The sequence below is a fragment of the Ruegeria sp. BHSC223 genome, assembly GCF_059613025.1.
The window spans coordinates 453,168-466,060 of sequence record NZ_JBXWRR010000001.1 but is presented as its reverse complement, the minus strand read 5'-3'; the positions used below and the strand labels follow the sequence as shown (position 1 = coordinate 466,060).

Here is a 12,893-nt window from a genome sequence, read left to right as displayed (position 1 = left end):
AATACCCTATGGCACAGGCGATGAAGATTGCGATTGTCGATGACGAACAGGACATGCGCCAGTCGATCAGCCAGTGGCTGGCCCTGTCGGGCTATGACACCGAGACCTTTGCCAGCGCCGAAGAGGCGCTGAAGGTTCTGGGCTCGGATTATCCCGGCATCGTCATTTCGGATATCAAGATGCCGGGCATGGACGGCATGCAGTTCCTCAAGAAGTTGATGGGGGCCGACAGCTCGCTGCCGGTGATCATGATCACCGGTCACGGCGATGTGCCGATGGCGGTCGAGGCGATGCGGGTCGGTGCCTTCGATTTTCTGGAAAAGCCGTTCAACCCCGACCGGATGTCCGATCTGGCCAAGCGCGCCAGCAATGCGCGCCGGCTGACGCTGGACAACCGGGCGCTTCGGCGTGAGCTGAGCGATGGCAGCCAGATTATGAAAAAGCTGATCGGTACCAGCCCGGTCATGGAGCGGCTGCGCGAGGACATTCTGGACCTGGGCCAGGCCGACGGCCATGTGCTGATCGACGGCGAGACCGGCACCGGCAAGACCCTGGTGGCCCATGCGCTGCACGCGGTGGGCAGCCGCGCGGGCAAGAAATTCGTGCTGGTCTCGTGTTCGGCGCTGGAGGAAGAGGCGCTGGCCAAGCGGCTGTTTGGCCCGATGATCCCCGAGGATGCGCAATTGCCCGCAGTCGAGGAAGCGCGCGGTGGCACGCTGGTGCTGGAGGATATCGAGTCGCTCAGCGATGCGCTTCAGGCCAAGCTGTTGTCAGTGATGAACCAGCAGGGCACGCCGGCGGAAACCCGGATCGTGGCCATCTCGAACCTGCAAGAGGCAGGCAAGACCAGCGAGGACGTGTTGCGCCCGGACCTGTTCTATCGACTGGCCGCGCTGCGCCTGACCATGCCGCCGCTGCGCCAGCGGGGCGAGGATATCCTGACGCTGTTCACCCGGCTCAGCGAGCAGTTCGCCGAGGAATACGGCTGTGACGCGCCGCAGGTCAGCGCGCAAGAGGCCGCGCAGCTGTTGCAGGCGCCCTGGCCGGGCAACGTGCGCCAGCTGATCAACATCGCCGAACGCGCGGTGCTGCAGGCGCGGCGCGGTTCGGGCACCATCGCCTCTCTCCTGATGTCCGATCACGAGGACATGCAGCCGGTGATGACCACCGAGGGCAAGCCGCTCAAGGAATATGTCGAGGCGTTCGAGCGGATGCTGATCGACAACACGATGCGGCGCCACAAGGGCTCGATCGCGGCGGTGATGGACGAACTGTGCCTGCCGCGCCGGACCCTGAACGAGAAGATGGCGAAATACGGGCTTCAGCGCTCGGATTACCTCTGATCCAGCCCGGCGGCACCGGCTCTTGCAAGCGCGACCGGTGCGGCCGAGGCATGGCTGGCCGAACCTGGGCCACCGCCTGCGACCGGAAGGCGTCGGCCGCGCCTCCGTCCGGACGGACTTTGGTGCGTTCGCGGGCCTGTCGAACCCTTGACCCTCGTGAACATGCACTTTGCCCATTGTCTTTTCCACAGCTCTGCTTTTATTGTGACAGAACGGGGCGGACCCAAGGGTTCCTTGCTCCCGCACCCAATAGAGTTTCGCTGCTCTGCCCCCGCTGGCACAGATCCCGGAGACAAAGCAGACCGATTGGCCCCTAACCGGGGCAATACAATGCCTTCGCCCGCTTGCCGGGTGACAGGAATAAATGGGCAGGCCCGGGAAACGCCCGACCTGTCGGAGAAGAACCGCGATGACGCGCGCGCAACTTTTGAGTGGACGAGCAGAGGGGCCAAGCGCCGATCTCTGCCGCGCGGCGTCTCATATCGCCCTGACAAGACACCCGCCAAATCGTAACCCCCTTAGGACGGTTCTGCCGCCTGGGAGGGCGCGCATTGCGCGGTGCACCAAGGAAACATGGCAAAGAAGATGCTTATTGATGCCACCCACGCGGAAGAAACCCGCGTCGTGGTGGTCGACGGCAACAAGGTCGAGGAATTCGATTTTGAGTCCGAAAACAAACGCCAGCTAGCTGGCAATATCTATCTGGCAAAGGTCACGCGGGTCGAACCCTCGCTTCAGGCGGCGTTTGTCGATTACGGCGGCAACCGTCACGGGTTCCTCGCCTTTTCGGAAATCCATCCCGATTACTACCAGATCCCCGTCGCCGACCGCCAGGCGCTGATGGAGGAAGAGCGCGCCTATGCGGAGGCGCAGAAGGCGCGCGACGAGGATGAAGAGGGCGGCAAGTCGCGCCCGAAGCCCAAGCGCAGCCGCAGCCGGTCGCGCAGCAAGGCCGAAAGCCTGCGCAGCTCGGATCCGGTCGAAACCAAGGACGTGAGCGCGACTGAGATCAGCGGCATGGAGACGATCGACCTCGACGAGGGCGATGACCGCGACATGTTCGAAGTGCCCGAGGGCAGCTCGCCGATGGAACGCGTGGCCGATACCCCGGTGGAAGAGCCCGAGGACCGGGCCGATGAGGCCACGGATCAGGCCGAGGGCGAGGCTGCTGATACGACCGATGACACCGATACGGCCAAGGCCGACGGTGACACCACGCAGGACAGTGCCGAGGATCGCGCTGACGACGCCGATGACGAGGATGAGGACGCGGATGATGGCGAGGATACGCCGCGCCCCCGTCGTGGCAAGGCCGATGCCGCCTCTAAGGATGACAGCATCGAATCCATCGCCGAAGAGGACGATGCCGAGGATCTGCGCCCGGTCCGCAAGCCGCGCGCGCGCAAATACAAGATCCAGGAAGTGATCAAGGTGCGCCAGGTGATGCTGGTGCAGGTCGTCAAGGAAGAGCGCGGCAACAAGGGCGCGGCGCTTACCACCTATCTGAGCCTTGCGGGCCGCTATTGCGTCCTGATGCCCAACACCGCGCGTGGCGGAGGGATCAGCCGCAAGATCACCAACGCCGTCGACCGCAAGAAGCTGAAAGAGATCGCCGCCGAGATGGACGTGCCCCAGGGCGCGGGCCTGATCGTGCGCACCGCCGGTGCCAAGCGCACCAAGGCCGAGATCAAGCGCGACTATGAATACCTTCAGCGCATGTGGGAGCAGATCCGCGAACTGACGCTGAAATCCATCGCGCCTGCCAAGATCTATGAAGAAGGCGACCTGATCAAACGCTCGATCCGCGACCTCTACAACCGCGATATCGACGAAGTTCTGGTCGAGGGCGAAGGCGGCTACCGCATCGCCAAGGACTTCATGAAGATGATCATGCCCAGCCACGCCAAGAACGTGCAGCGGTACGAGGATCAGTTGCCGCTGTTCGCGCGTTTCCAGGTGGAAAGCTACCTGAACTCGATGTTCAACCCGACGGTGCAGCTGAAATCCGGCGGTTACATCGTGATCGGCGTGACCGAGGCACTGGTTGCGATTGACGTGAACTCTGGCCGCGCCACCAAGGAAGGCTCGATCGAGGAAACCGCGCTCAAGACCAATCTCGAGGCCGCCGAAGAGGTGGCCCGCCAGTTGCGCCTGCGCGACCTGGCCGGTCTGATCGTGATCGACTTCATCGACATGGACGAGCGCAAGAACAACGCCGCCGTCGAAAAGCGCCTGAAGGACAAGCTGAAATCCGATCGCGCCCGCATCCAGGTGGGCCGGATCTCGGGCTTTGGCCTGCTCGAGATGAGCCGCCAGCGCCTGCGCCCCGGCATGATCGAGGCCACGACCCAGCCGTGCCCCTCGTGCCACGGCACCGGCCTGATCCGCTCGGATGACAACATGGCGCTGAGCATCCTGCGTCAGATCGAGGAGGAAGGCACCCGCCGCCGCTCGCGCGAGGTGCTGGTGCGCTGCCCGGTGGGCATTGCCAACTATCTGATGAACCAGAAACGAGAGCATATCGCGCAGATCGAGGCGCGCTATGGTCTGAGTGTGCGGATCGAGGGCGACGCGCATCTGGTCAGCCCCGATTTCAGCCTTGAGAAGTTCAAAACCGCTACCCGCGCGGTGCCGCAGGCCCAGGCGCCCGTGGTCTCGGTCGACTCGCGGCTGATGGACCAGATCGACGCCGACGAGGCCGCCGAGGACGAGGACGAGGCCGAAGAGGCCCGGACCGAACCCCGCAGCGAAACAGCTGGCGAAGGGGACGGCGACGGCAAGCCCAAGCGGAAACGGCGTCGGCGGCGTCGGCGCAAGAACGGCGGCAATAGTGGCGAGGACAGCACGGCCGACGGCGACAATGGCGACAGCGGTGACGAGGCGGTCGAGGATGCGGCGGATGCCGCGCCCGAGGCAGCCGAAGCCGCAGCGGTGACCGAGGCCGAGGCGGAACCTGCAGCGGTCGAGGGCGGCGAAGCCGAGGTTGAAGCCGTGGCTGAGGCTGAGACTCCGGCCAAGACCCCGAGAAAGCGCACGCGCACGCGCAAGAAACCGGTCAAGGCCGAAGCGGCTGCCGAGGCGCCCACCGACGCGGTGGCAAGCGCGGATGTCCTCGCAGCTGAAAGCGACGCTGGCGATACCCCGGCCGAGGCGGATGCCGAGGCTGAGGCGGCGCCGGTCAAGAAAACGCCCAAGCCGCGCAAACCGCGCAGTCGCAGCAAAAAGGCCGAGGCCCCGGCAGCGGAAAGCGTCGAAGCCGAGCCAGCCGCATCCGAGGCGGAGGCCCCTGTGGCCGAACCCGAGCCTGCTCCTGTCGTCGAGGCAGCAGCGCCCGAGGCCGTGGCCGAGACGGTCGCGCAGCCTGCCGAGGATACCGTAGCGGCCCCGGCAGATCCGGAAGCGGCGCTCGAACCGGAAGTGGCGCAGGCAGAGGCGGCGCCCGAACTGGCGGTGGCCGAGGCCGAGGCAGAACCCGACAGCCCGCCAAAGCCGAAACGGCGCGGCTGGTGGTCGCTGGGACAGTAACCAAAAAGGCGGGCCCCTCAGGGACCCGCCTTTTTCATTCCGCGCGGCGGATCAGGTAAATCTGGTGGCCCGGCGCCTCGTCCTGGCCGATCAGCGCGTGACCGGCCTCGGCGCAGAAATGGGGCACATCCACCACCGCCGCCGGATCGTCGGCCAACAGCCGCAGCACCGCCCCGGGCGCCATGGATTTCAGCCGCTTGCGGGCCTTGAGCACGGGCAGGGGGCAGAGCAGCCCCAGCGCGTCGAGGGTCTCGAAATCGTCGGTCATGCCTCGCAGATACGCCCGGGCCGCGCGCCTGTCCAGCGCCCGGCGCGACATTGCTACAACACGGCCACGAGGATGTGACCGCATGGCCCCGTGACGCGGCCGCAGCGATCACCTATGTGCAGGTCATGTTTGGAATAGAGATCATCGACGCGGGGCTTTTGCCCGCCATGTTCGTGGCGCTCCTTGGCGGGATCGTCAGTTTTCTCAGCCCCTGTGTGCTGCCCATCGTGCCGCCCTATCTGGCCTATATGAGCGGGGTCAGCCTGGGCGAGATCCAGGACCAGGTCGCCGCCCGGCGCAAGGCGACGCTGGCGGCACTGTTCTTTGTGCTTGGCCTGTCGACCGTCTTTCTGCTTTTGGGCTTCACCGCCTCGGCCTTTGGCGCCTTTGTCCTGTCGAATCAGGAACTCTTCGCCAAGGTCTCGGGCGTGGTGGTCATCGTCTTTGGCCTGCACTTTCTGAGTGTCTTTCGCATTCCGCTGCTGGATCGCGAGGCGCGGATGCAGACCGGCGACGCAGGCGGCTCGGTATTTGGCGCCTATGTGTTGGGTCTGGCCTTTGCCTTTGGCTGGACCCCTTGTATCGGGCCGCAGCTGGGTGCGATCCTGTCGCTGGCGGCGTCCGAGGCCTCGGTGGCGCGCGGCACGCTGTTGCTGGGTGTCTACGCGGCGGGGCTGGGGGTGCCGTTTCTGCTGGCGGCGATGTTCCTCAGCCGCTCGATGGCGGTGATGAACCGGATCAAGCCGCATATGGGGCTGATCGAAAAGGTGATGGGCGGGCTGTTGCTGTTTGTCGGCATCATGCTGGTCACGGGCCTCTTCACCCAGTTCAGCTGGTGGCTGCTGGAAACCTTTCCGGCGCTGGCGGTGCTGGGCTGAGCGGGGCCGGGGGGCTGTCTGCCCCCCGCCGCCGGGCCCTTGGCCCGCCGCCCCCCGAGAGTATTTCGAACCAGAAAGAAGCAGGCGCTGCCATTGCTTGGGCTTAATCTTGCCCCAGTGATCGGCTAGGCTCGGGTCAAAGAGGTCGAGCCATGAGCAGTGTTCCATCCGCAGGTCAGGTGCGCCGACGCCGGGTGTTCTATATCCCCGGCTACGACCCGATTCATCCCCGCCGGTATCGCGAGCTCTATCGCAAGGAAAGCGCCGAGCAGGCGCGGATCTCGGGCTATTCCGTCACGCTGAAGCCCAAGACCACCAAGGGCCCTTATGGCTGGCATGTCAGTTCCGAACAGGAGGGGGAGGCGGTCGCGGCGGATGTGGAGGTGCTGGTCTGGTCCGATATCGTGCGCGGCAGCATGTCGAACACGATCCCGGCCACCTATGCGCAGCTGGCGCGCACCGCCTGGACCTATATCGCGTCGGGCGTGCTGTGGCGGCTGATGCGGCTGCGGAAGGGGCCGGTGATCGCCGCGCTTTACCCGGTGGGGATGTTGCTGGCGCAGTTGCTGGCGGCACTGCTGCTGGTCTGGCTGGGTTGGCGGCTGGGCGAGTTGACCGGATGGCCGCTTGTCGCGCTGGCCGGGATGGCAGCGGGCGCGGGCGCGGCGGTCTATCTGCTGCGGTGGTTCCGCGCCAAGGATGGCACCTTCTTTGCCTATTACCTGATGCATGATTATGCCTATTCGGCGCGCTGGCGCGGCGCCAATCCGCCCGAGCTGGAGGCGCGGATCGGTGAATTCGCCGACCGTATCGCCGAGGCCCTGTCGGGGGAGGCTGACGAGGTGCTGGTGGTGGGTCATTCCTCGGGCGCGCATGTGGGCGTATCGGTGCTGGCCGATCTGATCCGCGCGGGCAGGGTGCCCGCGGACGGTCCGGCGCTGGGGTTTCTGACCCTGGGGCAGGTGGTGCCGATGGTCTCGTTCCTACCCAAGGCGCAGCGGCTGCGCGCCGATCTGCACTTTCTCTGCACACGGGACGAGCTGGCCTGGGTCGATGTCTCGGCCCCGGGCGATGGCTGTGCCTTCGCGCTGTGCGATCCGGTGTCGGTCAGCGGGGTTGCCCCGGCGACGGGTAAGCGCTGGCCGCTGGTGCTGTCGGCGGCCTTTACCCAGACGCTGAGCGCGGCCCGCTGGGCCGAGTTGCGCTGGCGCTTTTTCCGTTTGCATTTTCAGTATCTCTGCGCCTTTGACCGGGTGGGGGACTACGACTATTTCCGCATCACTGCCGGGCCGCAGACGCTGGCCGTGCGCTATCGCGACCGGGCGCCGTCGAAATCGCGGATCGACCGGGCGGTAAGCAAATATACCGACATGGGCGCCGCATGATCCCGCCCAAACCCCCCGCGCGCCCGGACAAGGTCTCGCTCTGGCGCTATCTCAAGCTGTTCCGCCAGGATCTGTTGTCGGCGCAGCCCGCGCGGCTGTACCGCGCCTGGATGGCCGAGTTCCGCACGCCCTTCTTTCGCTCGTATCTGGTGAACCAGCCTGACCTGGTGGACACGGTGCTGAAGGGACGGCCCGACGATTTCCCCAAGTCGAACCGCATCAGCGAGGGGTTGCGGCCGCTGTTGGGCAATTCGGTCTTTCTGACCAATGGCGCGACCTGGAAACGCCAGCGGCGCATCATCGATCCTGCCTTTGAAGGAGGGCGCCTGCGCGATACCTTTCCTGCCATGTGGGCGGCCTCGGAGGCGGCGGTGAACCGGCTGGCGGCACAGGCCGGGCAGGAGACCGAGATCGAAGAGGTCACCAGCCACGCGGCAGCGGATGTGATCTTCCGCACCCTGTTCTCGATCCCGATCGAGCATGAGGTGGCGGCGCAGGTGTTCACCCGGTTCCGGGCCTATCAGCGGGCGCAGCCGCTGTTGAACCTTGCGGCATTCGTGCCGGTGCCGCGCTGGGTGCCCCGGTTCCATTCGCGCGAGACCCGGCGCAATGCAGCCGTGATCCGGGGCCTGATCCGGCAGCTGACAGACACCCGGATGGAGGAGATCCGCGCCGGCACCGCGCCCGACGACCTGGCCACCAAGATCATGACCACCACGGATCCGCAGACGGGCGACCGGTTCGACACCGACGAGATGGTCGATCAGGTGGCGATCTTTTTCCTGGCCGGGCACGAAACCAGCGCCTCGGCGCTCGCCTGGACGCTGTACCTGATGGCGCTTTACCCCGACTGGCAGGACAAGCTGGCCGAGGAGGCGCGGGCGCTGGACGGTGCCCCGGATTTCAGCGTGATGTCGAAACTGCGCCTCAGCCGCGATGTGTTCCGCGAGGCGCTGCGCCTGTATCCCCCGGTGCCGATGATGGTGCGCGAGACGACCTGCCCCGAACACTTTCGCGACCGCGATGTACCGAAGGGAGCGCAGATCGTCCTCAGCCCCTGGCACCTGCACCGGCACGAACGCCTGTGGGAGCGGCCGGATGACTTCGACCCCACTCGCTGGCAGACCGAGAATGGCAAGACCTGCCAGCGCACTGCCTATATGCCGTTTTCGGCCGGGTCGCGTGTTTGCACCGGGGCCGGGTTTGCCATGGTCGAGGGGCCGCTGATCCTGTCGATGCTGCTCAGCCGGTTCCGGTTCGAGCGGGTTGCGGGGCGCGACCCGGTTCCGGTGGCGCATTTGACCGTCCGGGCGGCAGATGGCATCTGGCTGCGCGTGGTTGAGCGCTAACATCCTACCATCCGCGTTTGCCTTACTGTATGCGGTGCCAAGCGGAATCATTTAGACGGGAAAGACTTATGTCCAAGGCACAAATGCGCGAACAGATGGCAAATGGCGCGGGCTTTATTGCGGCCCTGGATCAGAGCGGCGGCTCGACCCCCAAGGCGCTGGCGCTTTATGGTGTGGACGCGGCGCAATACGGCTCCGAGGAAGAGATGTTCGCCGAGATCCAGCGCATGCGCGCCCGGATCATCCTGGCCGACGATTTCACCAGCAAGAAGGTGATCGGCGCGATCCTGTTCGAACGTACCCTGGGCGAGAGCATCGAGGGCCGCGGCGTGGCCGATTACCTGTGGAACGTCAAAGGTGTCGTGCCCTTCCTCAAGATCGACAAGGGTCTCGAAGACGAGGCCAATGGCGTGCAGATGATGAAGCCGATCCCGGGTCTGGCCGCGACCCTGGCCAAGGCGACAGGCGTATTCGGCACCAAGGAACGCTCGGTTATTCACGAAGCCAATGCCGAAGGCATCGCCGCGGTGGTGGCACAGCAGTTCGACGTGGCACGCGAAGTCATCGCCGCCGGTATGGTGCCGATTGTCGAGCCCGAGGTGAACATCCACTCGACCACCAAGTCTCAGGCCGAAGAGATGCTGAAGGAGGAAATCCTGAAACATCTCGACACCCTGAATGAGGGGCAGGACGTGATGCTGAAACTGACCATTCCCAGCACGGCCAACCTGTATGACGCGTTGGCCGATCATCCCCGCGTGGTGCGGGTGGTGGCGCTGTCGGGTGGCTATTCCACCGATCAGGCCTGCGATCTGCTGAGCCGGAACGGCAAGATGATCGCCTCCTTCTCGCGCGCGCTGACCGAAGGCCTGTCGAAACAGCAGTCGGATGCCGAGTTCAACGCGGCCCTGGGCGGCAATATCGACAAGATCTATCGCGCTTCGCTGTAAATCCGGCGCTGTTTAGAGACCGGGCCGCGATATCGCGGCCCGTTTTCATTTGGGCGGCGTGAATTCGGCCCTCATCCGCGCCGCCTTGTCCCGCATGACGCAGCCGCGCGCGTGATCGTTGACCAGCCCCATCGCCTGCATGAAGGCAAACACGGTGGTGGGGCCGACAAATTTCCAGCCGCGTTTCTTCAAATCCTTCGACATCGCGGTCGAGGCGGGGATGATGCTGGCCGTCTGCGGCTCAGGCAGGTCGGAGGACGCAGGTTCATAGGACCAGACATAGGCGGCCAGACTGCCATGTTCGGCCAGCAGATCACCCATGCGACGGGCATTGTTGATCACCGCTTCGATCTTGCCGCGATGGCGGATGATGCCGGCATCGCCCAGCAGCCGGGAGATATCCGTGTCGTCATAGGCGGCGATGCGGGTCCAGTCGAAGCCGTCGAACGCGGCGCGGAAATTCTCGCGCTTGGCCAGGATGGTGCGCCAGCTGAGGCCGGACTGAAAACTCTCAAGGCAGAGCTTTTCGAACAGGCGCCGGTCGTCATCCACCGGATAGCCCCATTCGCGGTCGTGATAGTCGAAGAATTCCGGCGCCGCATTGCACCAGCGACAGCGCGGCTGTCCGTCGGGGCCGGGGATGGTGCTCATATTGTCTCCTTTGCTGTGGTGGAGTGCGCCTTACCCCTTGCGGCGATACCATGTCAGAACATAGACGCGGATGGCCGACGCGAGGCCGGTCTCGGGGTCGCGCGCCGCATCAATGTCGCCCGCCAGGACATTGATCGGTATATCCTTTTCCTTTGCAATCTCGCGAAAGGCTCGCCAGAACGCATCCTCGAGCGAGACCGAGGTGCGGTGCCCCCGCAGCGTCAGCGAGCGTTTGACAGGGCGGCCGCTCATTCCTCGACCTCGTGGCCGTCGTGATCGCGCCGGGCCTTGTCGGCGCGGGCGCGGTCCAGCTGTTTGTCGGCCTTGCTGCGGCCGAATTTCACTGCATTCTCGTCCGCACGCGCCTTTTTCTCGGCGCGCGCCTTCTGTTTGCGGAACTGGTTGAGGTTGACCGGCTTGCCCATCAGTCGCGCGGCCCGATCATCTGGTCGGGGCGCACCACCCGGTCAAAGGTCTCGCCGTCGACAAAGCCCAGCCGCACCGCCTCTTCGCGCAGGGTGGTGCCGTTCTTGTGCGCGGTCTTGGCGACCGTGGTGGCGTTGTCATAGCCGATGGTGGGGGCCAGCGCGGTGACCAGCATCAGGCTTTCGCGCATCAACTGATCGATCCGGGCGGTGTTGGCGCGGATGCCCAGCAGCATCCGCTGTGTGAAGCTGTCCGCCGCATCCCCCAGAAGTTGCATGGATTGCAACAGGTTAAATGCCATCATTGGGTTATAGACATTCAGTTCGAAATGCCCCTGCGAGCCTGCGAACTTGATCGCCGCGTCATTGCCCATCACATGGGCGGCGACCTGGGTCAGCGCCTCGGCCTGGGTAGGGTTGACCTTGCCCGGCATGATCGAGCTGCCCGGTTCGTTTTCGGGCAGGATCAATTCCCCCAGGCCCGAGCGGGGGCCGGAGCCCAGAAAGCGGATGTCGTTTGCAATCTTGTAGCAACTGCCCGCCACCGTCGCCAGCGCGCCGGACAGAAAGACCATCGCGTCATGGGCGGCCAGCGCCTCGAACTTGTTGGGCGCGGTGACCAGCGGCAGGCCGGTGATCCGGGCCATGTTGGCGGCCACCGCCTCGGCCCAGCCCGCGCTTGTATTCAGGCCGGTGCCCACGGCGGTGCCGCCCTGGGCCAGTTCATGGATGCCGGGCAAGGCGCTCTCGATCCGGGCCAGCCCCATGCGGATCTGATGGGCATAGCCCGAGAACTCCTGTCCCAGGGTCAGCGGCGTCGCGTCCTGGGTATGGGTGCGGCCGATCTTGATGATACCGTTGAATTCCTCGGCCTTCTGCTCCAGCCCCGCCAGCAGGGCGCGCAGCCCCGGCAGCAGTACGTCGCGCGCGGTCATTGCCACCGCCACATGCATCGCGGTGGGAAAGGTGTCGTTCGAGGATTGCCCCATGTTCACATGGTCGTTCGGGTGTACCGGGTCCTTGCTGCCCAGCGTCCCGCCCAAGAGTTCGATGGCGCGGTTAGCGATAACCTCGTTGGCATTCATGTTCGACTGGGTGCCCGAACCGGTCTGCCAGACCACCAGCGGGAAATGGTCGTCCAGCTTGCCCGCAATCACCTCGTCGGCGGCTGCGACAATCGCATCGGCCAGTTCCGGGGCCAGCGCGCCGGTTTCCCTGTTGCGCAGGGCGCAGGCCTTTTTCACCACGCCCAGCGCGTGGATGATGGCGAGGGGTTGACGTTCCCACCCGATGGGGAAGTTTTGGATCGAGCGCTGGGTCTGGGCACCCCAATACCTGTCGGCGGGCACCTCCAGCGGGCCAAAACTGTCGGTCTCGGTGCGGGTCGCGGTCATCTGCCTCTCCATCTCGTGGCGTGGTTGCGCCAAAGATAGGGTCTGGCGCGGGCAAGGTATAGCGCCGGGGCGATCAAATCAGCGGGCTGCGTGAACTCGTTCATTGTTCCGCCGCGCGCGGCCTGTAATATGATCGTGAAAACCCAGCATTCAGGAGCACCCGATGCCTGCCATTCCCCTGTCCGCCCTGACACGTCCGGTACTGGCGCTGGTGGTGCTGCTGCTCTTGGTGCCGATTGCCTTTGCCGGCGAGGCCGCGCGCTTTGCCGGTACCTATATGGGCAGCGCCGAGGTGCAGCGCGCCGATGGCAGTACCGAGATGCGCGATATGGATGTGATGATCGAAGAGACCAAGGACGGGTTCACCGTCAGTTGGTCGACCACCATCCAGAAACCGGACGGTCGTATCAAGGAAAGCGACTATTCGGTCGATTTCCTGCCCAGCACCCGCGATGGAGTCTATGCCGCCGCGATGCGACGCAATGTATTCGGCCATACCGTGCAACTCGATCCGATGAAGGGAGAGCCCTATGTCTGGGGCCGCATCGCGGGCGATACGCTGACGGTGTTCTCGCTGTTCGTGGCCGATGACGGCGGATACGAGATGCAGCAATTCGACCGAACCCTTGCCGAGGGCGGGCTGATCCTGAATTTCTCGCGCGTCAAGAACGGTCGCCCAGCCAAGTCGGTCGAGACATTCTTGCAGAAACAATAGTCCGGTTTCG

Annotated in this window: 12 protein-coding genes; 7 read left to right on the top strand and 5 right to left on the bottom strand. The window is 64.9% G+C overall.

The genetic code is table 11. The features are described from left to right. Positions 1-8: 8 nt before the first annotated feature. Positions 9-1,343, top strand: coding sequence for a sigma-54-dependent transcriptional regulator (locus AC2FNY_RS02280; protein ID WP_234136589.1), 1,335 nt, complete (start codon positions 9-11; stop codon positions 1,341-1,343). A 573-nt stretch (positions 1,344-1,916) separates the two neighbouring features. Continuing rightward, complete coding sequence (locus AC2FNY_RS02275) at positions 1,917-4,868, top strand: Rne/Rng family ribonuclease (RefSeq protein ID WP_496801503.1); 2,952 nt, start codon at positions 1,917-1,919, stop codon at positions 4,866-4,868. A 34-nt stretch (positions 4,869-4,902) separates the two neighbouring features. Here AC2FNY_RS02275 and AC2FNY_RS02270 read toward each other — a convergent pair whose 3' ends face one another. Beyond that, the gene (locus AC2FNY_RS02270; protein WP_234166672.1) at positions 4,903-5,136 is read right to left on the bottom strand and encodes a sulfurtransferase TusA family protein; all 234 of its coding nucleotides are present in this window, start codon (positions 5,134-5,136) and stop codon (positions 4,903-4,905) included. 125 nt (positions 5,137-5,261) lie between these two features. On the opposite strand from AC2FNY_RS02270, the gene AC2FNY_RS02265 reads away from it, so the two are divergent. The 4 genes from AC2FNY_RS02265 to AC2FNY_RS02250 all read left to right on the top strand — a co-directional run bounded on the left by AC2FNY_RS02265 (position 5,262) and on the right by AC2FNY_RS02250 (position 9,698). Next, positions 5,262-6,014, top strand: a complete 753-nt coding sequence (locus tag AC2FNY_RS02265; RefSeq protein ID WP_496801696.1) for a cytochrome c biogenesis CcdA family protein — start codon at positions 5,262-5,264, stop codon at positions 6,012-6,014. A 152-nt stretch (positions 6,015-6,166) separates the two neighbouring features. After that, the gene (locus AC2FNY_RS02260; protein WP_496801502.1) at positions 6,167-7,399 is read left to right on the top strand and encodes a hypothetical protein; all 1,233 of its coding nucleotides are present in this window, start codon (positions 6,167-6,169) and stop codon (positions 7,397-7,399) included. Continuing rightward, positions 7,396-8,748, top strand: coding sequence for a cytochrome P450 (locus AC2FNY_RS02255; RefSeq protein ID WP_234136594.1), 1,353 nt, complete (start codon positions 7,396-7,398; stop codon positions 8,746-8,748). Before AC2FNY_RS02260 ends, AC2FNY_RS02255 begins: the two co-directional genes overlap by 4 nt. 68 nt (positions 8,749-8,816) lie before the next feature. Further along, positions 8,817-9,698: a fructose bisphosphate aldolase gene (locus AC2FNY_RS02250; protein ID WP_496801501.1), complete on the top strand. Its 882-nt coding sequence runs from the start codon at positions 8,817-8,819 to the stop codon at positions 9,696-9,698. 45 nt (positions 9,699-9,743) lie between these two features. Here the strand turns inward: AC2FNY_RS02250 and AC2FNY_RS02245 are convergent, their stop codons facing one another. From AC2FNY_RS02245 to fumC, 4 genes are read right to left on the bottom strand one after another with little or no spacing between them, the layout of a single operon-like run. Beyond that, positions 9,744-10,349, bottom strand: a complete 606-nt coding sequence (locus AC2FNY_RS02245) for a DNA-3-methyladenine glycosylase I (protein WP_496801500.1) — start codon at positions 10,347-10,349, stop codon at positions 9,744-9,746. A 30-nt stretch (positions 10,350-10,379) separates the two neighbouring features. Continuing rightward, on the bottom strand, positions 10,380-10,601 hold the full coding sequence (locus AC2FNY_RS02240; RefSeq protein ID WP_234136597.1) for a ribbon-helix-helix domain-containing protein: 222 nt from the start codon (positions 10,599-10,601) through the stop codon (positions 10,380-10,382). Continuing rightward, a complete protein-coding gene (locus tag AC2FNY_RS02235; RefSeq protein ID WP_234166667.1) occupies positions 10,598-10,774 on the bottom strand; it encodes a DUF4169 family protein in 177 nt (58 codons plus the stop codon). Before AC2FNY_RS02235 ends, AC2FNY_RS02240 begins: the two co-directional genes overlap by 4 nt. Beyond that, a complete protein-coding gene (fumC, locus tag AC2FNY_RS02230; protein WP_496801499.1) occupies positions 10,774-12,168 on the bottom strand; it encodes a class II fumarate hydratase in 1,395 nt (464 codons plus the stop codon). Before fumC ends, AC2FNY_RS02235 begins: the two co-directional genes overlap by 1 nt. A 163-nt stretch (positions 12,169-12,331) precedes the next feature. Here fumC and AC2FNY_RS02225 point away from each other — a divergent pair, with 163 nt between their 5' ends. Further along, complete coding sequence (locus AC2FNY_RS02225) at positions 12,332-12,883, top strand: hypothetical protein (RefSeq protein ID WP_496801498.1); 552 nt, start codon at positions 12,332-12,334, stop codon at positions 12,881-12,883. Positions 12,884-12,893: the final 10 nt, after the last annotated feature.